This is a genomic window from Streptomyces sp. NBC_01481 (assembly GCF_026339995.1).
Classification (GTDB): Bacteria; Actinomycetota; Actinomycetes; order Streptomycetales; family Streptomycetaceae; genus Streptomyces.
On the sequence record NZ_JAPEPT010000006.1, the window covers coordinates 344736 to 366567 of the forward strand.

The following is a 21832-nucleotide window of genomic DNA, read 5'->3' on the forward strand; positions in this document are numbered from 1 at the left end:
GGCGGTTGAGCTTCTCAGCGCGCGGGCGGGATCGAGACGGCCATGGTCATCTCCACCGGCTCGTCCCCCTCGTTGCGATAGGCGTGCGGAGTGTTCGCCTCGAAGGTGGCGGAGGTGCCTGCCGCTACGACGTGGGGCTCGCCGTCGACGACGAGGGTGAGCTCGCCGGCGGTGACGTGGAGTAGCTCGACCGTGCCGTCCGGGTGCGGGTCGGACTCGCTGGTGTCGCCGGGCATCAGCTTCCAGCCCCAGAGTTCGAGGGGACCGTTCCCCTCGGTGCCGACCAGCAGGGTCGTGTAGCTGCCGGTCGTTGTGGACCACATACGGACGGCCTGTTCCGGGGGTACGAGGCGGACCTGCGGGCCCTGCTCGTAGTCGAGGAGCGTGGTGATGCTGACGCCGAGGGCGTCCGCGAGTTTCACCGTGGTCCCGACGCTCGGATTCGTACGTGCCTGCTCGATCTGGATGATCATGCCCCGGCTGACTCCCGCCCGGGCGGCGAGGGCATCGAGTGTGAACCCCCGCTCGCCGCGCCAGCGCTTGAGATTGCGGGCGAGCGACTGGGTGAGCTGATCGAGGTCCGACACATTCCATCCAACTGTCCGGCCGTCCAATATTCTGGATGACAGAGTTCAATACATTGCACTACCGTGTGGCGCACCCAAACGTTCACTGCACTGTACTGCGAGGCCCGCCATGACCGCACTGTTCGCCCTGGCCACCAGCCTCCTGTGGGGTCTGGCCGACTTCGGCGGCGGACTGCTGACGCGACGTATGCCGGCCCTCACGGTCGTCGTCGCCTCGCAGGCGATCGCGGTGGTGGTACTCGGCGCGGTCGTCATCGCCACCGGCGGCTGGGCGGAGGCCGGTCCGCAGCTCTGGTACGCCGTCGCGGCCGGTGCCGTGGGCCCCGTGGCGATGCTCGCCTTCTACAAGGCGCTCGCCCTCGGCCCGATGGGTGTGGTCTCCCCGCTCGGCTCACTGGGCGTCGCCGTGCCCGTCGGCATCGGCCTGATCCTCGGCGAGCGGCCCGGGCTGCTGCAGTTCGCCGGAATCGCCGTCGCCGTAGCCGGAATCGTGCTGGCGGGCGGACCCCAGCTGCGCGGTGCGCCGGTGCAGCGTCAGGCCATCCTGCTGACCCTCCTCGCCGCCTTCGGCTTCGGCGCGGTGATGGCCCTGATCTCCGAGGCCTCGACCACGATCACCGGCCTGTTCCTGGCCCTGTTCGTGCAGCGCGTCACCAATGTGACGGTCGGCGGCGCGGCCCTGTTCGTATCGGTGAAGCGCGGGGCGCGGGCCCTGCCCGAGGACGGCGGGATGCGGATCGTATGGGCCTCGATCCCGGCGCTCGCCTTCGTCGGCCTCGCCGACGTCGCGGCCAACGGCACCTACTCCCTCGCCGCGCAGCACGGCCCCGTCACCGTCGCCGCCGTACTCGCGAACCTCTACCCGGTGGTGACGGTCCTCGCCGCGCTCCTGCTGCTCAAGGAACGGCTGCGTGCGGTCCAGGCGACGGGCGCGGGGCTCGCGCTGGTGGGCACGGTCCTGCTGGCCACGGGCTGATCGCCGCCCCTGCCGTCAGCTCTCCTCCAGCTCCGCGAGCGCCAGCAGCTGCTCGGAGGTGATGCCTTCCGGGATCGGCACGGGAGCGGGCGTGCGCAGCGGGGGCTGCCAGCCGCGGACCTGGTCCCAGCTGCGTACGACCCGGGCGGGGGCACCGGCAACCACCGAGTGGTCGGGGACCTCGCCGCGTACGACGGCGCCCGCCGCGACCACCACATTGCGGCCGAGCCGCGCGCCGGGAAGGATCACCGCACCCGTGCCCAGCCAGCAGCCGGGGCCGATCTCGACCGGCTCGGTGCGGGGCCACTGCTTGCCGACCGGCTCATGGGGGTCGTCGTAGCTGTGGTTGGTCGAGGTGATGTAGACGTACGGCCCGCAGTACGTGTCCGAGCCGATGGTCACCTTCGTGTCGGCGATGACATGGCTGCCGCGGCCCAGGACCACACCGTCGCCGAGCGTCAGAATGGGGTCGGCGCCCAGGTCGAGACCGGGCATCATCCCCGCTGTGAGCGTGACCTGTTCGGCGATGATGCAGTGGTCGCCGAGCTCGATCCAGGCCTCGCCGAAGACGGTGCCCTGCGGGAAGGCGAGCCGGGTGCCGGAGCCGAGCCGGCGAAAGCGCAGTGGGCCGGGGTGCTCCGCCGTGACTGCGCCTGTGTCCTGCACCCAGCGCCAGCCGCACTGGACGGCGCGCGTGAGGACGCGCCGCCGCCAGGCGGCGAGCGATGAGAACGTAGAGCTGTTCGCTCCGTGGTTCCCTGGCCGCCTCGCTCGGATCATGCGGGGCAGCCTAGCCCGAGCCGTCGCGCCCCAGGCCGCCAGGGGCGGAGGCTCCAGCGCGGGCCCCTCAGTGTCCAGCGCATCCCTCGGGAACAGCAACGGGCGTCGGGGCAGCAGTAGGACCAGTACTTATCCGGTGTCCTGGCTACCTGGGGGGATGCAGGGAAAGTGCCTCTGAGCTGCACAGATGGCACCGGTCAGTGATGGTTGTTTCCAGTCGTCTCTGGCTGGCATATGTCCCGGATGTGTCCTGAGCTGTAGCACGCGGCTGAGCCACGTCGGCTCAGGTCGCGCCTACCGCCGCCCGAGCCTCGCAAGAAAGTTGTCGACGAACTTCTCGACTTCGGCTTTCGTCTTTACGTCCCGCACGTCGAGGCGACTCACCCACTCGACCCCGGCATGCATCAGCAGGTTGTCCCGGCTGTGATCGTTAGACGCTCGGCGCGGCCCCTCGTGGTGCGGACCGTCCACCTCGATGACTCCCGCACGGCCCTTGTAGGTGATCAAGAAATCGGGCTCTCGCGTAGACCCGAGCACTCGTATCCCGCCCAGTGGCATGATCCCGATGGTTTCGTTGTCTGGCAGGGACGCTTGCCGCGCCTTGAGCACTCGGTAGACGCCGTGCTCCCACTCGTTGGTGAAATGCAGTTGGTCCTCGTGCGGGTGCTTGTGCTCCGGCTCAAGGCGGGCCCGGCGAGCCTGGTTCGTAGGCTGTGGACCGTTGACCGACCGCAGTGGCTTCCGCCAGTCCGCACTGGGGAGCGGGACCACCGGACAGACCTCGATGGACTCGATAATGATCGCGGATCTCCTAGGCATCACAGCATGCATGCCTCCCTCAATGCGTCGCAGCACCGCCTCAGTGAACTGGGGGACGAGGTGCGGCTCCACAGTGAAGTACACCTCGTACTCATCCGCTTGGTAATCGCCTGAGTTCCACAGGGACACGTCGACGGCGAGCACGTCAGTGGCGATTACTGCGGCTTCGGTATCACCCTGCTGATGAAGGAGGGTGGCAGCAGCAGCCAGCAACGGTTCCCCGCACTGGTCGATCGGGTTGTTCTGCATGATGTCGCCCAACGACAGCTCTTCACCCATGTAGAGCATTCTGACAGCCACCACCGACAACGCTGTGTCACTCGGCCCGCACGACCATGGCGAACGACGTGCGCAGCCGCCGGAACGACTTGTGGCCGCTGCGGCCGGTGTGGCTCATGCACTCCACGTCGACAGCAGCGGTGTCCGTTGAGGGCGTCGCCTGCCAGTCGCACCACAGGCACTCGGCCTCGAATGTCACGTCCGTGTCCGGGTGCTCGGTGATGCGGTGCAGGACATAGCGGAGTGTCGCGCGGGTCATCCGTCGTGCTCCTCGGCCAGGTGCGTCATCAGCGCGACGTTCGCATCGGAAGCGCCGCTGAAGTCCCCGCCCGAACGTGCATTGGCCTTCCGTACCCCGATGGACAGGCAGTCGGCGCAGCCAGGCACGGGCGACGGTTCCGGGGGCAGCTCCGCAAGCGTGTAGCACTGTGGCTTCTGGGTCTCTGCCATGGTCGCCTCGTCCCTCCGGTGGTCGTACCAGCGCGCTCCTTAGAGTCGTCTCTATGGCGACGGATCAATAGTGTGATCCGTAGTGTGAAGTGATCTGAGCAGAGGGGAACTTGCCTGTCTAGTGGCATCTGTAGGAGCAAGATGGAACCCATGGGCATCGGGGAACTGATCAGGGAGCTGCGCAAGGCACGCGGCTGGTCCCAAGGCCGGTTAGCGTCGACAGTGAACGACCAGTTCGGTACGACCCTCACGCGGGAGTACGTGAGCAACTGGGAGCGTTCCAAGGTAAAGCCGGGGGCGTACTACCTCCGCTGCTTGTCCGCCGTGCTCGATGTCCCGCTGGCTGTCCTTGAAGGTGAAGTGGACCGACGTACTTTCCTGACCGATGCGGCGGGTGCCGCCATAGCCCCTGTGGTTGCCTCAGACCTACTGTCCGAGGGCTTCGCTGCTCGACTCAACGGCGGCCCTTCGGCGGACGCGTGGGAAGCCAAGCTGGCCACGTACGGAACCGAGTACATGTCGCTGGGCGCGGCTGACATCCAACGCCGGGTGTCAGGTGAACTGGTCGTGGTACAGCAGCAGTTGGACGACCCTCGACTGTGGTCCGTAGCCAGCCGGCTGATGACCTTGTACGCCAAGACGTTCCCAGGCAGCGACGGCGCGAAGGCAGTCCACTGGTACCGCATGGCAGCACAAGCGGCCGACCAGTCCGGCGATGACGATGCCCGGGTCTGGGTGCGTGGCCGTGCCGCTATCGCCCTCGGGTACGAAGGTGCGTCGCTGGGTGTTGCTGACATGCTGGCGGACCAGGCCATGGCCATCAGCGTCAAGCCGTCGCTGGGGCTGCTGAACGCCGTCTACGGTAAGGCGCACGCTGCTGCGCTACGCGGGGACCAGGCCACTGCACTGGAGCTGGCAGAGCAGGGCCAGCGCATCTTCGACCAGGCCGGATCGTACGAGCAGACCAGTGACTACGCCGTCCCGTGGTGGCGGGTGAATGTATTCCGGTCACTGTTGTTGGCACGCCTTGGCGATGAACGAGGCGCAGTGGAGGCACAGGAACAGGCACGGCGTGAACTGCCGGACAGCCTGCCCAGGTTTGCCACACATCTGGAGCTGCACCGTGGGCTGATGCTGGCACGCGCGGGCGACCGGGCCGGTGGAACTGCCTACGCGCAGGCTGCGATGGATGCACTGCCGCCGGAGAAGCACTCGCTGACGCTGCGGATGCTGATGGACGAGATCAGGGCGTAGCCGATGACCGTACGCATCTTCGCCGAACCTCCGACGCCCGGTAAGCACGGTCGGCCAGAGTCTGCGCCATGGACGCAGGGTTCGCCGCAGTGCTCGGTGCCTTGGCGAGGGCTGTCGCGACGACCGGGGCTGCGCTGGCCAACCGTCAGGACCTGGTACTGGTCGTCTCAGTTTGATTGGCTTCGCTGCCCTCGGCGACTTTGTACCGCCCTGTGTCTAGGGCCCCAGTCAGGCTGTCGTCTGCAGTGATCTCGGAGACGTTGCCCGATGCATCGGTGATCTTCAGTCCAGTCGGAACTCCACGTTCATCGGTGATCACCTCGACGGCTTCTAGCTCCGGCTGCTCAGCACCCTCAGGGCCACCAGCCTCCTGGGGCCCTGTTCCCTCTTCAATGTGCAACCGGCGCGAGATCCGCTCCATCACGGCAGTGACCAGCTGGTCGACCTCACGAGGCTCGTCGGCTTCGTGGGTACTGCCCTCAGTACGAGCTTGCTCGGGGTTCATGGCACCCATCCTTACTTGACCCAAGCACCTACACCCAAAGCGGCGAAGGCCAAAGCGAACAGTCCAGTGGCCGTCATCAGTCTACGTCGCTTCGGAATCAGCAGTTCCCCGTGGTTCTCCACAACAAATTTTGTCTCAGCGAGGTAGAGCTGCTGGCTAATGAATCTGGCTGGTTGCGCAAGATAGCTACCCAACGCGCTCACATCGAGACTCTTCGTCGCCGTGGGTTTGTTCCATTTCAAAGGGTTAAGGGGAAGATCCATAAGGCACCACAGCAGGATAGCGATACTGGCCCCAAGCAGCCCCAGCGTCACCCCTCTCCAGTGCTCTTGCACTCCCCCCATGTCAGGGATGAGAGTGATCAATACACCTTCGAAACCCAGGAGGGCGGCCGCCACAACGTTCATTGCGTCATTCCGTGCGTACTGATGCCCACGTTCACCCCGGACGGCTTCGAGTAGGCGACAGATCCGTACATCAAGATCGTGTGGAGGAGCCATGCCCTCCAAGATTCCTCAACCCCTGAACCGGCGCACCTTGTGAAGACCCACGTGGGGGCCGTATGGAGCAGCCATGATCGATTCGAAGTTTCCGAGTAGGGAGAGAAGCGGGAAGGAGGGCGGGGTCTCCCGAGCCATTTCTGCAGGGGCGACCCCCCACCCCCCGGGGGCCCCGGGTACCCCTGCCCCGGTGACGGAAGTCCGGTCCCCCGCGAAGCCGATGGCGATGGCCCTGGGCCTGGCCGTGGCACGCGTGGCGGTGGCTCATGCGGCGGCCTGTTGTGGCGGTGGCTGGGCGGCTGCTGCTGCCTGGGCCTGTTCGCGAGCAACGCGCCGCTCGGCGGCCAGATGTTCCATCCACTGAGCGTTGCTGCCGTTGATGAGAGTCCAAACGCGCCCTTCGACTGAAGTGATCTCGATCTTGAGATGACGACACATCGAACCGTCGGTGGAGCAGGGCAGCAGACCAGGCGTGTGGGACAGGGGCATGGGCAGGGAGGACGGGTCAGGGGCATGGGGCATGGGGGACTGGGCAGGGGCAGGTGTGGCGTGGGCTGAGGGCTTGGTGTACCGCATCGTCTGGCCTTCCTTGTGGCGAGTCTCCGATGCGGATCAGGGCTCTGTGTTGACGTGAAACGGGGCTGCGAGTGTGTCGGTGGTGTCTGGTGTCGGGGTGGCGCTGCGATGGCCAGAAGACGGACGGCCCGGCCAGGTCCTGGCGTTGGGCTGTTGGCAGGAGACGCCCGGAAGATGAGTAGCAGATGCCTCCTGCCCAGCCAGTCCCAGACGTGGAGTAGGTACCGCCCAGGACCAGATCAACAGGGGCTACCCATCACCGCCGTCCCCCCTGGAGTTCGCTCTGCAAGGCTTCGAGTTGGTCTTGGATGCTGATGAGAGCGGCCTGGAGCTGGAACAGGTCGGCGGTGTTCATGACGCAGCGACCTCCCGGTCCTTGCGCTTGGCCCAGCGTCGACGGCTTTCATAACGGTTCTCCGCCGCGCTCAACTTGTCGCGGCTTTTGCGAAGTTGCTGCTCCGCCTCGTCGACATCCCGGCGGAGTTCTTCCTCGCGGTCCTGGAGATTCCGTGCGGCACGCGGGGAGAGACGACGCCGAGGAATGATCGATGCGTCAAAGTCTTCGTTGTGCACCAGTGCGGGGGCTCCGGGCGACGACGGCTCCAGTGCGGACTGGCCTAGTTCCAGCAGCACTTTGAAATGCGACTTCTGTGCCTCGTCGAAGCGTTTCGTTGCCTCGTCGGCGAGCTTGCTCAACTCCTCCACTTGTGGGGCGAATTCGTCGATGACGTCCTGTTCGGCCTTGCCGATCGGATCAGGCGCGGGATGCCGCAGCATGTGTTCGTGATACTGCCAAAGGCCGTACTGCTGGCAGTAGAGCCCCAAGCGAACCACGCGACACCCGTATTCAGTCAGCTCTCGCTCGCAACGGGGGTGCTGGCACTTCTTGGTGTCGGCGTAGGCGGCCTTGTCTTCTCTTGGCCTGCGCATCATGACTCCTCCAACCAGTCGAGCCGTGCTGCGGTTTCGTACACCATGGCGTCATCCTCCGAACCGCCCGCTATATGCCGGATCTCATGCGCCGAAACGCTCCATGCATCACACGCGTCCAGCTCGGAATGGATCCAGACGACATTGGGCTCGGCGATGGGGCGGCAATAACCCCGAAGTTTCTGGAGACTCCACTGATCAACGAACTCGGGGTCGGCTTCTTCGGAAAAATACTTGATCTTTATGCTGGACGGGTCAATGCCGAGGCGCGGTGCATACTCAGCGACAGCAGCCTTGGCCGCGTTCTTCGTCTCCGACAGCACTGCCCATTCGAGGTCGTTCGAGTAGCCGATGCTCACAGTCCGGGCCGCCGCCTCCAACTCGGACTGTATTGCGGCACACTTCATGTCGCGGTCAAGCGTCCTGGCGATCTCGTCCAGTATGTCGTGCTGCAATTCGGCATAGATGGAGTTCAATTCGTCTTTGACACTGCTGTAGCTTTTAACGGCCAGCACACGCGTATTGATGCCGCTGCCCCGCAGGACCGGCGAGACCTCATGAACCTTGAGACGCTTGAGGAACCTGACGGACCTCCCCTCGAACTGCCCTCGATCGGAATCCAGGACTTGAAAGCCGTAGCTCCATTCCATACCCGGCCCGTCAGCGAGCTCTTTCACAGTCTGAAATGCGTCCCGGCCGCCACTGGTCTGGAGGAAGAAACGCCCGCGCAGGACAACTTCATTGCCATTCTCGTGGATCGTCCCCTTGCCGACCGGGAGTACGCCTTCCCATGACTTGTGACCGAAGGCGCTGATGGCAACCTTGGCGCCACTCTTGAATGCCCCGGGCAATGTCACATCGTCATCACGATCAACACAGTTCAGGCTGGCGAAGACTGCCTCGACTTCACCGGAGACGGCACTTTTAATTTCCACGTGCCCCGATGAGTGCTTGCTCTCCATCACTCCTCCTCCTCGCGCAGGTACCGCAGTACTGCCTCTTTCTCGAACCACCAGGGCCCTTTGCCGTTGCGCTGCGTGCCGCCCAGTCGCCCAGCCTTGCGCGTCACCGTGCGGGTTGTGCAGTACAGAATGTCAGCGGCCTCTTGTGTCGATATCCATTCTCCGCCGGGGTCCGGATTCGGACGTGATTTCTGTCCCTGCCCGGACAGGTCATTTTTAAGGCGTTGCAAGGCCAGGCGCTGCTCAACGTTCAGGTGCTTCTGCGCAGTGGGATTGGCCAGACCGGCTGTTATCGCGAACGCGAGCAGGTTTGCTTCATCGGTTCCCGGCACCAGTGCCACGACCAGTTGTGCCATCCGGATCACCTCCCCGACCGACAGGGCACGACCGCTCGTGTTTGCCGGTGCCGGAGTAGTCGGAGCACCACGGGCAATAGGGCGGTGTCCAGAACAAGTCGGTGTCCGTCTCCGTCTCTCGCATCAAGTCGTCGAGTGTGGGCAGCGTTGGTGTGTCGTTGCCAGTCATTGCGGTCCTTCCTCTCGGCCAGGGATTTCAGTGCGTGGGCAATGCGGTCCTTTGTTCTTGGCCAGGGACATCAACCTCGCCAGCGATCCAGGTAATCGCGCCGGTCCGGGCTCCGGCGAAAAGTGCACATAGGCCCCCTTGCATTCACGATGATCTTCTTGATCTTTGGGGGGAATGGGGGGATGGGTCTGTCCTTTTCGTCTAAAGGGATTACGGTGAGTCACAATTCGATTACCCCTCTCACCAGTGACGTGCGATCCGGGCGGAGCCGCCAGGGCTGGGAGGCTCGCAGGCCCCGCAGCGCCGAAGTGGGTTGCCAGTACTCCGGTTCGTCAGGCCGCTCGCACAGGGTCAGGCCGATGCACTCCAGCTCCTCCAGGTTCCGCAATGCGGTGTCACGGGACAGCTCGTTGCCGGTGGACCTGGCGACCGTCCCGGCTGTGAGCGTGTTCTCTGCGCCGAGGAGTGCCCGCAGCACCGCGAGCCGGGGGCGCGGCATGGTGTCGAGTGAGCACCGCCGGGCAACGGAGACGGCGTCCTTCTCCTCCATGCCGAGGGCGACGAGGGAGCGTGTCAGCAGCCGGAGCTGTCCAGCCAGCCGGTACGGGTCCTCCACGTCGGGCATGCCGTCGATCTCCCGCTTGCCGTACCCGTTCCTCGGTACCGAACCGCGACCGAGTGCGGTGAGCTTCGCGGTGGCCTCGATCTGCTCGTGTGCCCCGGTGGAAAGCTCCACACCATCAATCCGTGTGCGCGCGTCCCGTATGAGTCCCGTCGCTATGAGCTGCGCCGCCTTACGGAACTCGGCAGTGCTGCCATTACGTCGCAGCGCCATTGCCTTGTCGTGGTCCCCGCTGGCAAGTCGGCAGTACAGCCAGCGCGGTCCGAGTGCCGTCGAGTGCGAACTGAAGTGGTCGATCGCGTTCGTGCACGCTGCGAGCAGACCCACGCGGCCTTCCCAGACGAGAGGCAGCTCCACACCGCCAATGTCACGGCTGTACCGGCCGTCGTACATTCCCCGAAGCGCGGCGTACAACTGGTCGCGTACTCCCCTATTCGTGGCGTCCAGCAGCGGAGCGAAGTCCTTGATGGTGATGAGCGCCGGATTAGGGATGCGTGGCAGAAGGCCGATCACCTTGCCGGGTTTGTTGCCCTTCGGCGGAATCCACCCCAGCAGTGCGGCTTGTGACGTCAGTTCGTCCTTGCGTTCGTCGGCAAGGTGATCCGCCAAGGCGACAGCTTCGGTCTTGCCTCCCGATGCGGGGCCGACCACCATCAGCCATAGCGGGTCACCCTCGATTACCGAAGCTGCGACCGCCGTAGCAAGCACCACGTCGTAGGGCGTGTAGTCCTCAAGGTGTATGTAGCGGTCCAGGGCGTTGTGATAGTCGGCCAGGCTCTGATCGGCCGTACCGGCCACGAAAGGCGGCACCGGAATTGTGAACGTCTGTGTCGGCGCGTTGTACTGGGGAGCCGGCGGTGTCTCGGCGGTCACGGTGGCGATGATGTCGTCCAGATCTCGCGGCTTGGCCCAGCCCGCCTTCAGGGCGTTCTCGATGGTCCCGCGCTGCGTCTGCTCGCTTCCGCCCGTGAATATCCAGCCGTCCACAACCCTGTTCATAAGGTCGCGGATGCGTTCCTGCGGCAGCAGTTCGGGATCGAGTTCGTCCAGGGCCGCGCCGAGAGTGGCAAGGGCGAATGTGGCGTTGTTGAGGGCTTCGTTTCCGCCTTCGGCGTTGGCGGTCTCCGCTTTGATGGCCTGCTCCACGTAGCCGATAAGACGGTCTGCTACGTCGGCGCTGCACTGGTCCGGCTTGTCCGGCTGGTTATAGCCGCTCATGACTCCCCCCTCCTTGCCCTCAGGGCAGCCGCGAGACGTTCACGGGCACCGGGGTCGGCAGGAGGAGGAGGAGTTGTCCGGTGTGGGTACGTTGCCTTCGGCCGCAGCAGGTCCAGCAGCCACGCCGGGGCCGGGACGGGGTCGATGTCGAGCAGGACCACGTACTGCATGAAGTGTGACGGGTCGTCTGCCCGGGAAGGCGGAGCCACAACCTGACCGCCGTTGCCGCGTGTGTCGAGCCCGTCCCCGAGGCGCCCGGCGCTGTTGCCTAGCGGGAAGTCCACGCCCGCGTGCGAGAAATAGTGGTGGACTCCGCCGGAGCCGGTGCCGACAGTGAAAGTCAGCGGAAGACCACCGTGCTGCCGTTCGAGCGCGGCGAGGGTGGCGCTGCCCGTGTGGCCGTCCTTGTCGTCGACATCGAGAACCCAGATCCCGGAGGCGGGGCCGGTGGCGATGCAGACGTTTGCGTCGGGGTGCTCCGACCACCACTGCCCAACGATCACGGGATCTGTTGTGGCGGCCTTCGGCCAGTCCTTGACGACCGGGCGTTTCATGCCGCGCGGTGCCCACATCACCCGCAACCCGCGGGAGGCGTAGCGGAGGGCGTAGGCCATGGGCGCTGTCGGCGTTATCCTGGACGCGTGATCGATGCCGCTGCCTGGTGTGCCGATCTCAGTCGGGGCCTTGCCGCTTTCCACGGTGGGGCCCTCGCGGCTGTCGTCAGCCATTGCCACCACCACCGTCAGGGCGCAGCAGGGCACGCAGCCGGGCCAGTTGCTCAGGGCTGGGGACGGGTGCGCTGGAGACCACGCGCTCGATTACTTCGGCGACCTGGGCCGTCTTGAGGTCCTGGTAAAGCTCGGTCAGGTCAGCCTCGGGATTGGAACGCTTGGCGCGTGCGATGCGTGCGGCGCAGATACGGCGATTGGATGCCATGGGGTACTCCCACGAACGTGCGGGCATAGAAAGCCCTATGTGTTCGCGAGGATTTGCCAGCCGTGTTCCCCTGCGGCTCGGGAGTGCGTCGCGCTTGCTATTCAGAATGGTACGGCCCGCACAAGGCATTCCCGTGTGAGCCCGGTCACATTGCGTCTTGGTGAGGGGGTTATCAGTCATTGCCGCCACCCAACAGGGCACGTAGCCTGGCCAGTTGCCCGGGAGTGGGAAGCGGCGCGGTCTCGACGAGGTCACGGATTGAGTCGGAAAGCCTGGCAACCCGCAGATCACGGCGGGCGTTGTCGGCCTGTTCGGGACGGTTCCAGCGTTCGTTTGCGGCGACGGCCGCGCGCGCCTTGGCGGCATCGGGAGAAAGTGACATGGCGGAGCTCCTGGCTCAACGCGCTGTCTTCTCCTACGATCTCAGAATCCATTCCCTGTCGGCATAATCCGGGTAACGAACGGCCGACCCCCAGCTGAGTCATTCCAGCCGGGCACCCGCCGAACCAGGGTTGTGCTGAGTCAGATCCGAGCCAGCGAGGCACTCGGCAATCCCCGATGCTATAGGGAGATCGGACCGAATTCCACCATGGCCGTAATAGTCACGGGACGGTAAAGTACGTGTCCGCGTGGGGAATACGAGCCGCTCCGCCAAATGACGAATTCGTCATGATTCCCGCCTCCACACCAACCGGTCCGCCACTGGTGTCGCACGGTTCGGGACCCGGGAAGGCGTCACCCGTACCTCGCCCAGCAGCCCCGGTGCCAGCAAGAGAGCCGCCACAGCCCGCTTGGTGGATACCTCGGCGTCTTCCCACCACTCCGCCACGTCCTCCTCCGGGGACAGCAGCCCGACCAGCACGCTGGGAGTGGACAGCTCCATCTCCCGTTCCTCCAGCTCCGTCACCGCCGTCGCCAAGGGTGGTTCCAGTCGAGCCACAGCAGCCACCGACAGTGTCCTCTTTGCGCCCGCATCGTGGAGCGCGTCCAGTTCGGCGCGGGCGTGGGCCAGCTCTCCCCGGACATTCTCCAGCTGGGCATCGTTGCCGTCATCCTTGGCCAGCTCGGCGAAGATCCCGGGTCGGCTCAGGTACGCGATCACGGCCCCGATCACCTGTTCGTCGGTCTCGGCCTGGTTGATGCGGACGTGGCCGCCGTCGCGGCACCGGTAGGCGGCGGGTGCCTCTTTGCCGCGCTTCCTAGCCGAGGTCACGGCCAGGGGCCCGGAGCAGACATCGCAGCGGATGATCATCGAGAGTGCATGCTTCGCGGCGCCCGATCTTGACGTCTTCCGCTTGGGGTCAGTAAGGATGCGCTGCACGCTCCAGAACACCGATTCGTCGACCAGGGCGGGCCAACTACCTTTCACCGTCCCGCTGTTGTTGTGGCTGCGCAAACCGACGTACGAGACCTTGAGCGCCATGACCCGCAGCGTCGTCGGGCTGAACCGGGTGCCGTTGCGGGAGACAATCCCGCGCTCCGCCCAGTCCTTCGAAATCGCCTTGAGTGAATGGCCCTTGAGGATGCGGCCAAACAACTCAACGACGTGCGGGGCAGTTTCGGGGTCGGGGTACTGACACTCCGGCCGTCCTCTCCAGTCATAGTCCCGCAAGTAGCCGTAGGGGCAGGGACCGTGAAACCACCCCTTGGCAACGTTGGCATCCAGGCCCCGCTGCACGCGAGTGCTGATCTTCCAGCTCTCGTATTCGCTGTCAGTGGCGTCCTCCTGCATGGAACGCCGATCGCGGCCGTTGCTGGGGTCGTAGAGATGACCGTGGGTGGTGATGAAGATCTTCACCCCGCGCCGCTCGCAAAGCTTTATCAGCTTGCCCCACTCCGCCGAATCCCTGCTGAGACGGCTGCTCTCCCAAAGGATCAGGACCCCGGCACCGAAGCGGTCGGCCTCAAGATCCTGGACCAGCAGGTTGTACCCCTCGCGGGTCTTCGTGGCGTAGCGGCTGGCCGAGCCGACGTCGCGGTATGGATCGCCCAGTTCGAATCCACGGGCGGCGGCGGCCGTGCGGTTTTCGGCGTGCTGCTCCTCGGGAGACCGCTCCCGGCCGGAGTGATCTGCGCTCACCCGGAGGTACTCGCGGGCGGTGATCATGAGTGCGTCGGGTGTGGTCATGAGGGCTCCTTGACTTGCCCCCTTATCCGCAAGGGTACCCCTCTACAGAACATTTGGGTGTTTCTGTTCCGGGGCACGCGCACACGGTAGTCGGCCCGCCCGGCCTGATCACGGCCGTGCGCTGTGATGTTCGCCCCACGCCGCGTCACACAAGGATATTGATCACCCGTCAGCGACGAGAGGCCGTGCCCGGGGCCGGACCCCCCTGTCTGGACGAGGCGGCCACCGCGGTGGGGACGTGGCCCGCGCTCGCCCCGGCCGTCCGGCATCCCGGGCACAGCACCGAAGCGGGCACTCTGCCTGCCGCGACGGGAAACGGCAACGGTGCGTTCCGCATTTCGGTGCCTGGAAGCTATGCCGCAGACCGACGAGCGCCTATCCGTGAACGCGATCTACGGATACGCAAATAAATCAGAGCGGGCGGCTGTTCCTTGACCGGCTGAGCTGCTGCCGGGACTGCGATTCGAGCTTCCGGCGGGCCCGGGAGACATGCTGCTCGACGGTACGCGGCGACAGATGCAGCGTAGCGGCGATCTCACGGTTGGTGAGCCCCGCGGAGGCCAGGTCCACGACCTCCTGCTCACGCGGGGAGAGCTGGTCCCCGTAGCTCGGGCGCCCGCGGGGGCGCTGCTCGGCGGCGGGCTGATGGGCACGGAGCGTCGCCCGTACGCGTGCCGCGTCCCAGCCCGCCCCCAGGTCGGTCAGTTGCTGGACACACAGGGCCAGCTCCTCGACGGCAGCGGCGGCTTCGGTGCCCCGGCCCGCCTCCAGCACGCACTGCGCGGCGGCTTCGTTGGTGAGGATAGCCGCGTACGGGCGGGGCATCTCGGTGTACATGGCCGCCGCTTCACGGAAGTGGGGCGCCGCCCGGGCCGGTTCGCCCGCCGTCTCCAGCAGGACGCCACGACACCACTGGAGTGCTGCGGCGGCCGCCGGTACGAGATTGCCCTTCAGGCCCGCCTCGAATTCGGCGACCATGTCCGAGGCGAGCTGCGCCCGGCCCGCGCGTGCGGTCGCCTCGACGGCCCAGGGCGCGAGCTCCGAGGCCCACACCCAGACCCCCTTGTCACGCAGTCGGTCCCAGGCGTCGGCCGCCTCGGAGGCCGCGGTGTCGATGTCGCCGCGGGCGATGGCTGTACGCACCAGCGCACCGGCGGCCGCGGCCACGTGCGGCAGCGGTGAGCCGACGGGCAGCGGATGCCCGTCGCCCGACAGCCAGGCCGCCATCTGCTGCCATTCGCCCTGGGCCAGGGCGAGCATGCCGAGGACGATCCGGGCGTCGGCCGCCGGCCCTGGCATGACGCCCGTCTCGGCGACGAAGGCCCGCGCCCGGCCGGCGAGCCCCTCCCACCGGCCGTTGATCCAGTCCAGCAGGAGGACGCTGCCCCGCCCGTCCTGTTCGACGTACGAGGCTCCGCTGCGGGCCGCCAGATCCAGCCCCTCTTCCAGCAGGTCCCCCACGCGCTGCAGATGTCCCAGCCACAGGGAGGCGTCCGCTGCGTTCACCAGCCCGCGCGCCACGTGCGGGAGCCGGTCGGGATGATCGGTCTCCTCGCGCAGCCGCTCCAGCACGTCCCAGGCCGTGGGGTCCCCGATCTCCAGCTGTACGGCGATGCAGTTGGCGGCGACAGCCGTGCGCACTTCGGGGTCGTCGCTGCTGGCCGCCATCTTCTGGACCTTCTCCAGCCAGTGCAGATTGCGTTCCAGCGGGACCGCGGACATCACCGGCATGGCGAGCGCCGACATGGCGCGTGCCGCGAGGGCCGGGCGTTCCGCCAGCTCGTCGGCCGCCTGCTCCAGTTCGAGCCAGCCCTGCAGGCCCATACCGGCCTGGTTGTACAGGACGAGTCCCAGGTCGAGCCTGATCTGACCGCGTACGGCCGGGGGCAGGGACTGGTCGTCGAGGATCTGGCGCAGCACCTGAACGGTCTGGTCGGTGTGCAGCCCGAGCACCGCGCTGTGCGCCAGCAGCGGCGCGAGCCTGGCACGCACCTCGCGCGGGACCAAGGGGTGGGACAGGGCGTGTTCCAGCAGGTCCATCGCCGTCTGGTGGTCACCGGCCTCGGCACACTGCTGTGCCGCCCGCTCGACTGCCTTCAGCCAGCCGCGCAGCTGGCCGCCGCGGTGCCGGTGGGTGGCGAGCCGGGCCCACGGCACGGGGTGGCGGCGGGCGAGGACGGCGGCCGCCCGGCGGTGCATGTCCCGGCGCAACGGCCCGGGGAGTTCCTCGTAGACGGCCGCGCCGGCGAGCGGAGAGGGGAATCCGTACACATCACTGCCGGTCTGCTGGAGCACGGCCCCGCGCAGGGCGGCCATCAGGGCCTCGCGACCGGTCTCGGCGGGCAGCGCGGCGACCGCGTACAGGTCCTCGGCGCTGCCGGGCTCGTCCAGTACCGCCGCCGCGTGAGGGACGGCCCGGTGCTCCGGTGACAGCGCGGCCATGCGGCCGAGGACCAGTTCGGCCAGCCGTACGGGAGTGCCCGTTGCGTCCACGTCCCGTGCGGTGTAGCGCTCCTTCGGGCCGCACACGTCCTCCAGCTGGCGCACCAGGTCGACGACGACCTGCGGGACTCCCGCGGAGCGCTCGTGGATGCGGGCGACCAGTTCCGGCGGGCAGCTCTCGGGGCCCAGCCGCTCCTCGACCAGTCGGCGCACCTCCTCGGCGTCCAGTGGTTCCCGTCGTATGCGCAGCAGGGACAGCCGGGCCGGGTAGCTCACGGGTCTGCCCAGCACCAGACCGGGTTCGGTCAGCTCCTCGGACCGGTAGACCAGCACGGCCGCGAGTCCGGCGGGCGGCCGTTCGAGCAGCCGCCGCAGCAGGTCCTGGGTGCCCGGGTCGGCGCGGTGCACGTCTTCGGCGATCAGCAGTACGGGGCCGCCGGATTCGAGCAGGGGCGCCAGTTCCTCGGCCAGCGCGGCGGCGTCCGGGTAGATCCGCGGCGGCAGCGGGGGCTGTTCGATGCGGGTGCGCCCGGTGGTCCGGTCGTTGCCCGTCTCGGGGCGGGGCGGATGGGCCGGGTGATGAGCCAGTGCGGTGCCGGAAGCGGTGAAGGTCAGAACGACGCGTGGTCGTGGTCCCGTCTCGGAGGCGTCGAGCAGCCGGTCGACCAGTCGGCTCTTGCCGGTTCCTGCTTTTCCTTCGATCAACAGCAGGGCCGGCTGGCGGGTGGGACGGTCGAGGGTCTGTTTCAGCCACCTTTCCCAGGCTTCGTCACCGAGTGTGTTCACCAGCTCACCCTCCTCGACATTTCCGGGCATTTCATTTCTTTAGGTATCCGTACTTCAGTCTCCCCAATTGCGCCGACTGTGCGCTGCCCACGAGGTTAGACCCAGCGCCCGGGCACCACCTGGGCAAAAGGAGCCGACAGTGATCGCATCAGCAGAGGAGTCCCCCCACCGTCCGCCTTCCGGCCGGATGCCGTATGGCGGAATTTCGGGACTGGCCCAGTGTGCGATGTCGGCGACGCCGGAAGCCGCGCGCACGCTGAGGCACTTCGCCCGCGCCGTCGCGCAGCGGTGGCGACTGCACGACGACTTCCACGAGGCACTTGCGGTGATCGTCACCGAGCTGGTCAGCAATGTGGTGCTGCACAGCGGCAGCCCGTGGGTCGCAGTGGCCATCAGGGTCCGCGGGAACACCCTGACGACCGAGGTCAGGGACGGCGGGAGCTGGAAGCACCGCTCAGTACGGCGGCAGGAGCCGCTGGACGCCCACGCCGACCTCGGTCATGGTCTCCGGCTCGTCGACGCGTTCGCGACACGGACCACCACGCGCAGGCTGGAAGCCGGCAGCGTGGTTGCGGCCGAGATTGTCATGCCCGCCTCTTCCGGCGGACCCCCGGTGTAGCGGACTGCGGCCGCTTCGAGCTGACGGGACCCGGCGGGGCTTCAGCCGGTTTCCGTCGCCTCGCGATGCCCCTTGGCCAGAAGCAGATACATCGAGGCGTTGAGCTTGATGCCCTCCCGCTCCTCCTCGGTCAGCTCACGCTTGACCCTGGCGGGCACGCCCGAGACGAGCGAGCCGGGCGGTACTCGCATCCCCTGCGGTACGAGCGCCTGCGCGGCGATCAGCGAACCGGCGCCGATGTGCGCGCCGTTGAGGACGGTCGCGCCCATGCCGACCAGTACGTCGTCCTCGACCGTGCAGCCGTGCAGCACGGCATTGTGGCCGACGGAGACGCGCTCGCCGACGGTGACCGGGAAGCCGGGGTCGACATGGACCGTGCAGTTGTCCTGGATGTTGGTGTCGGCGCCCAGGACGATCGGGCCGCAGTCCGCGCGCAGCACCGTGTGGTACCAGACGCTGGAGCCCGGAGCCATGGTGACCTCGCCGATCACGACGGACGTGGGAGCGGTGAAGGCGTCGGGCGAGATGCTCGGCTCCTTGCCGCCCACTTCCGCGATCAGTGCCTGACCTGCTGCCATCGCCGTCTCTCCTCGGTTCTGCTCGTCAGTCCTTCGCGCCTTCGCGGATTGTTGGTCAGTCGGCGGCGGGCACGGGCTCCGGCTCGGCCTTCGCCTGCGCGGCCGCCTTCTTGGCGCGGCTCTTGAGCACCAGCATCGACGTGAGGCCGATCAGCACGGCGAGGACGAGCCCCAGCCACGAGAACCGCTTGAGCCATGCCTCGGCGACGACACCTACGGAGTAGATGACGGCGGTCGTGCCGCCGGCCCAGAGGATTCCGCCGAAGACGTTGGCGATGAGGAACTTCCAGTACGGCATGCGCAGCACGCCCGCGAGCGGCCCGGCGAAGATACGCAGCAGGGCGACGAAGCGGCCGAAGAAGACGGCCCACATGCCCCACTTCTCGAAGGAACGCTCGGCCATGGCGATCTGCGCCTCACCGAAGTGCTTGGGGAACTTCCCGCCGAGCCAGGCCAGCAGAGGTCTGCCGCCCTTGCGCCCGATGGCGTAGCCGATCGAGTCGCCGATGATCGCGCCGGCCGAGGCGCAGGCGCCGAGGATGTACGGATTGATCTCGCCGTGCTGCGAGGCGAGCAGGGCGGAACTGACGAGGACGATCTCACCCGGCAGAGGAATGCCGAGGCTCTCAAGGCCGATGACCACCCCCACCAGGAGGTAGATGCTGACCGCAGGGACGGTCTCGAGCCACTCCTGGACGTGCAACGCCGGTTCCTCCCGAGGTCACCGGGCACGGACTGCCCGGCGTGCGCCCGCGTCGGCGCACGCCGGGCAGCCTACCTCGGGCGCTCAGGCAGTGCGCTCACGCGGTGTGCCCGGCCGGTGTGCTCAGGCGTTGGGGCGCAGCGTCCACACGATCGTCATCTCGCCGGTCACCGCGCCGTCCGCGCGCTGGATGGCGATCTCGACGGGGAACTCCGGGCGCTCCCCCGCGTCCAGTTCGGCCACGACATCGGCGATGGGGCGGCCGAGCGTGGCGGTCGCGGTGACGACGCCCATCGCCAGTTTCTTGTAGCCGATTTCCGCCTTGACGGCGAGCGGTACGGCACGGGTCATCTGGTCGCCGAAGGCCGCGATGACGATGGCACCGCTCGCGGTCTCGGCGAGCGTGAACATCGCTCCGGCGTGCGGTCCCCCGACGTGGTTGTGGAAGTCACTCTGGTCCGGCATGCGGACGACGGCCCGCTCGGCGGTGGTCTCCAGAAACTCCAGGTTGAGGGTCCGGGCCATGGGGACCGTGGCGGCGAGCATCTCGCCGACTGACATCTGATCAGCGCTCATGGACCGCGATGTTACCCATGAGTAGCAGTCTTGGCCATCCCCTGGGCGGGGGCGGACGTGGCACCCGTGGCACCGCACCTCTATCGTTACTCGCCATGTGGCCAGGACAGCAGCCGCCCGGGGGCGAGCAGAACCCGCAGGACCAGAACCCGTACCAGCAGCCGGGGTACCAACAGCCGAATCCCTATCAGCAGCCGGGATACCAGCAACCGGGTTACCAGCAGCCCAATCCGTACCAGCAGCCGACGGTGCCGCAGTACGCCGTACCCGGCCAGCCGCCCGGTGCGCCGCAGCCACCGCAGGACGACAGGAAGAAGACGACCATCGTCGCGATCGTCGCGGCCACGGCGGTCGTCGCGGCCACGGTCGTCACCGGCGTCATCGTGCTCAAGGACGACGACAAGGGCACCAGTGACGAGGGCAGCAAGGTGGGCGCCTCGAAGACGCCCACCCCCAACAAGCCCAGCACGGCGCCCGCTTCACCGACCGAGAACCCGCGCGGGGGCGAGGACGCCAAGCCGCTCATCGCGGGCTGGAAGGTCGTCACCAACCCCAAGCGCGGCACGCAGTTCGACGTCCCGCCCACCTGGGAGGTCGCCGGCTCCGGCGTGAGCACCTTCTTCGAGGACGAGAAGAAGAACGACGGCTCGCCCGTCGTCGTCATGTCGGCCCCGGCCCACTACAAGTCCAAGTGGTGCACGTTCGACACCGACAAGGACGGCAAGCCCGAGCAGTGGGGCCTGAGCACGACCGGCACCAAGGGCGGCAAGGGCGCGACCGACACCGCCACCGGCGCCTACAATGAGGCGGGCAACTGGGTCTGGGCGGGTTACGCACAGAAGGAGCCCAAGGGCACGGTCAAGATCACCAAGGCCAAGCCGTACACCACCAAGTCCGGGCTCACCGGCAGCGTCGCCACGGCCACCGCGCTCGGCGTGAAGAAGACCAACAAGTGCAGCACTGACGGCAAGTCGATCGCTTTCACCTTCAAGAACAGCAAGGGTGACTTCGCGAGCTGGGTCCTGTACGCCAACACCGGCGTCAAGGACGAGGTCCCGGACGCGACCATCGCGCAGATCCTGAGCACGGTCCGGCTGGCGGGAACGCCCACCGAGTAATCCGTTCGGCAATGCGGCCGGCAGCGGGTCTCGAGGTGACCTTTTCAGCCACCTCAGGCACGTGCCTGAACTGCGGGGGCAGAGGTCGGCTTCGGGCCGGCCCTGTCCGGCCGGCTCAGCCGATACTGAAAGCGCCGTCGGGCGGCTCGGGTGAAGCCACCGCGTCCGCGTCCCGTACGACCCTCGCGTCCCCGATGAACCGGGTCAGCGATGTGCCGTGCTCCAGCCGCGCCGGAAACGCGTCGGCGGAGGTGCGGCGGGCCAGGAGCGCCGTGTCGATGGGAGTCTGCGAGGCGAGCAGCAACGCGTTGCCGAAGCGCCGCCCGCGCAGTACCGAGGGTTCCGCGATCAGCGCAAGCTCGGTGAACACCGAGGCGAATGTGGCGAGTTGGGAGCGCAGGAAGGCGAAGGGCGCGCCGTCGGCCAGATTGGCGGCGTAGATTCCGCCGGACCGCAGGACGCGTTCGGCGGCCCGCGCGTACTCGACCGAGGTGAGATGGGCGGGTACCCGCGAGCCGCCGAAGACATCGCCGATCAGCATGTCCACGGAGTCTGCGGGAGCCGCCTCGACCCAGGCGCGGGCATCGGCGCCGTGCACCTCGATCCCCGATCGCGCGGGCAGCGGCAACTGCTCGGCGACCAGCGCCAGCAGTCCGCGGTCCGCCTCCACGACGTCCTGGCGCGAGCCCGGCCGGGTCGCGGCCACATAGCGCGGCAGGGTCAGCGCCCCGCCGCCCAGATGCAGCACGTCGAGAGGGGCGCCCTCGTCCGCGGCGCAGTCGACGACATGGCCGAGGCGCTGCGCGTACTCGAACTCCAGGTGGGTGGGCGCGTCCAGGTCGACATACGACTGGGGCGCACCGTCCACCGTCAGCAGCCAGGCCCGGTCCCGGTCGATGTCCGGCATCAGCTTGGCGGTGCCGCGGTCAACCTCGCGGATGACGGGTAGCTGCTCGTTCACCG

Annotated in this window: 24 protein-coding genes; 4 read left to right on the plus strand and 20 right to left on the minus strand. The window is 67.1% G+C overall.

All coding sequences use genetic code 11. The annotated features are described in order from the left end of the window. Nucleotides 1–14 precede the first annotated feature (14 nt). Nucleotides 15–587: a helix-turn-helix domain-containing protein gene (locus OOK40_RS31415; RefSeq protein WP_266488338.1), complete on the minus strand. Its 573-nt coding sequence runs from the start codon at nt 585–587 to the stop codon at nt 15–17. A gap of 109 nt (nt 588–696) precedes the next feature. Here OOK40_RS31415 and OOK40_RS31420 point away from each other — a divergent pair, with 109 nt between their 5' ends. Continuing rightward, nucleotides 697–1563 (plus strand): DMT family transporter, encoded by an 867-nt coding sequence (locus OOK40_RS31420; protein WP_266488340.1) that lies wholly within the window; start codon nt 697–699, stop codon nt 1561–1563. A 15-nt stretch (nt 1564–1578) separates the two neighbouring features. On the opposite strand, the gene OOK40_RS31425 is transcribed toward OOK40_RS31420, so the two are convergent. From OOK40_RS31425 to OOK40_RS31440, 4 genes are all read right to left on the minus strand, one after another. Beyond that, entirely contained in the window at nt 1579–2343 is a 765-nt protein-coding gene (locus OOK40_RS31425) for an acyltransferase (protein WP_266488342.1), read from the minus strand. Between the two features lie 294 nt (nt 2344–2637). Further along, nucleotides 2638–3441, minus strand: a complete 804-nt coding sequence (locus OOK40_RS31430; RefSeq protein WP_266488345.1) for a hypothetical protein — start codon at nt 3439–3441, stop codon at nt 2638–2640. Between the two features lie 37 nt (nt 3442–3478). After that, nucleotides 3479–3700 carry a hypothetical protein gene (locus OOK40_RS31435; RefSeq protein WP_266488347.1) on the minus strand — a complete coding sequence of 74 codons (222 nt, stop codon included), beginning with the start codon at nt 3698–3700 and terminating at the stop codon, nt 3479–3481. Beyond that, on the minus strand, nt 3697–3891 hold the full coding sequence (locus tag OOK40_RS31440) for a hypothetical protein (protein ID WP_266488349.1): 195 nt from the start codon (nt 3889–3891) through the stop codon (nt 3697–3699). The genes OOK40_RS31435 and OOK40_RS31440 overlap by 4 nt, the downstream gene beginning before the upstream one ends. A 150-nt stretch (nt 3892–4041) precedes the next feature. Between OOK40_RS31440 and OOK40_RS31445 the strand changes: the two genes are divergently transcribed. Then, the gene (locus OOK40_RS31445; RefSeq protein WP_266488350.1) at nt 4042–5145 is read left to right on the plus strand and encodes a helix-turn-helix domain-containing protein; all 1104 of its coding nucleotides are present in this window, start codon (nt 4042–4044) and stop codon (nt 5143–5145) included. Between the two features lie 145 nt (nt 5146–5290). Here the strand turns inward: OOK40_RS31445 and OOK40_RS31450 are convergent, their stop codons facing one another. From OOK40_RS31450 to OOK40_RS31500, 11 genes are all read right to left on the minus strand, one after another. After that, on the minus strand, nt 5291–5650 hold the full coding sequence (locus OOK40_RS31450; protein WP_266488351.1) for a hypothetical protein: 360 nt from the start codon (nt 5648–5650) through the stop codon (nt 5291–5293). Between the two features lie 11 nt (nt 5651–5661). Beyond that, entirely contained in the window at nt 5662–6057 is a 396-nt protein-coding gene (locus OOK40_RS31455) for a hypothetical protein (protein ID WP_266488352.1), read from the minus strand. A gap of 1020 nt (nt 6058–7077) precedes the next feature. Continuing rightward, the gene (locus tag OOK40_RS31460; RefSeq protein ID WP_266488354.1) at nt 7078–7659 is read right to left on the minus strand and encodes a hypothetical protein; all 582 of its coding nucleotides are present in this window, start codon (nt 7657–7659) and stop codon (nt 7078–7080) included. Continuing rightward, nucleotides 7656–8618 (minus strand): hypothetical protein, encoded by a 963-nt coding sequence (locus tag OOK40_RS31465; RefSeq protein ID WP_266488355.1) that lies wholly within the window; start codon nt 8616–8618, stop codon nt 7656–7658. The genes OOK40_RS31460 and OOK40_RS31465 overlap by 4 nt, the downstream gene beginning before the upstream one ends. Beyond that, complete coding sequence (locus tag OOK40_RS31470) at nt 8618–8974, minus strand: helix-turn-helix domain-containing protein (protein ID WP_266488357.1); 357 nt, start codon at nt 8972–8974, stop codon at nt 8618–8620. The genes OOK40_RS31465 and OOK40_RS31470 overlap by 1 nt, the downstream gene beginning before the upstream one ends. A 389-nt stretch (nt 8975–9363) precedes the next feature. Continuing rightward, the gene (locus OOK40_RS31475; protein ID WP_266488359.1) at nt 9364–10983 is read right to left on the minus strand and encodes a hypothetical protein; all 1620 of its coding nucleotides are present in this window, start codon (nt 10981–10983) and stop codon (nt 9364–9366) included. Beyond that, nucleotides 10980–11711, minus strand: coding sequence for a bifunctional DNA primase/polymerase (locus tag OOK40_RS31480; protein WP_266488361.1), 732 nt, complete (start codon nt 11709–11711; stop codon nt 10980–10982). Before OOK40_RS31480 ends, OOK40_RS31475 begins: the two co-directional genes overlap by 4 nt. After that, complete coding sequence (locus OOK40_RS31485; RefSeq protein WP_266488363.1) at nt 11704–11919, minus strand: hypothetical protein; 216 nt, start codon at nt 11917–11919, stop codon at nt 11704–11706. Before OOK40_RS31485 ends, OOK40_RS31480 begins: the two co-directional genes overlap by 8 nt. A gap of 172 nt (nt 11920–12091) precedes the next feature. Beyond that, on the minus strand, nt 12092–12301 hold the full coding sequence (locus tag OOK40_RS31490; RefSeq protein ID WP_266488366.1) for a hypothetical protein: 210 nt from the start codon (nt 12299–12301) through the stop codon (nt 12092–12094). A 285-nt stretch (nt 12302–12586) separates the two neighbouring features. Continuing rightward, on the minus strand, nt 12587–14047 hold the full coding sequence (locus OOK40_RS31495) for a recombinase family protein (RefSeq protein ID WP_266488369.1): 1461 nt from the start codon (nt 14045–14047) through the stop codon (nt 12587–12589). 411 nt (nt 14048–14458) lie between these two features. Further along, nucleotides 14459–17305 carry a LuxR family transcriptional regulator gene (locus tag OOK40_RS31500; protein ID WP_266488371.1) on the minus strand — a complete coding sequence of 949 codons (2847 nt, stop codon included), beginning with the start codon at nt 17303–17305 and terminating at the stop codon, nt 14459–14461. 109 nt (nt 17306–17414) lie between these two features. Here OOK40_RS31500 and OOK40_RS31505 point away from each other — a divergent pair, with 109 nt between their 5' ends. After that, a complete protein-coding gene (locus OOK40_RS31505) occupies nt 17415–17894 on the plus strand; it encodes an ATP-binding protein (RefSeq protein WP_266488372.1) in 480 nt (159 codons plus the stop codon). 41 nt (nt 17895–17935) lie between these two features. Here the strand turns inward: OOK40_RS31505 and OOK40_RS31510 are convergent, their stop codons facing one another. The 3 genes from OOK40_RS31510 to OOK40_RS31520 form a co-directional block, all read right to left on the minus strand. Beyond that, nucleotides 17936–18472, minus strand: a complete 537-nt coding sequence (locus OOK40_RS31510) for a gamma carbonic anhydrase family protein (protein WP_266488373.1) — start codon at nt 18470–18472, stop codon at nt 17936–17938. 55 nt (nt 18473–18527) lie between these two features. Further along, the gene (locus OOK40_RS31515) at nt 18528–19175 is read right to left on the minus strand and encodes a DedA family protein (protein ID WP_266488374.1); all 648 of its coding nucleotides are present in this window, start codon (nt 19173–19175) and stop codon (nt 18528–18530) included. Between the two features lie 123 nt (nt 19176–19298). Further along, on the minus strand, nt 19299–19736 hold the full coding sequence (locus OOK40_RS31520) for a DUF4442 domain-containing protein (RefSeq protein ID WP_266488546.1): 438 nt from the start codon (nt 19734–19736) through the stop codon (nt 19299–19301). A gap of 110 nt (nt 19737–19846) precedes the next feature. On the opposite strand from OOK40_RS31520, the gene OOK40_RS31525 reads away from it, so the two are divergent. Next, nucleotides 19847–20869 (plus strand): hypothetical protein, encoded by a 1023-nt coding sequence (locus OOK40_RS31525; protein WP_266488377.1) that lies wholly within the window; start codon nt 19847–19849, stop codon nt 20867–20869. A 115-nt stretch (nt 20870–20984) separates the two neighbouring features. Here OOK40_RS31525 and OOK40_RS31530 read toward each other — a convergent pair whose 3' ends face one another. After that, the gene (locus OOK40_RS31530) at nt 20985–21830 is read right to left on the minus strand and encodes a spermidine synthase (protein WP_266488379.1); all 846 of its coding nucleotides are present in this window, start codon (nt 21828–21830) and stop codon (nt 20985–20987) included. Between the last annotated feature and the right edge of the window lie 2 nt (nt 21831–21832).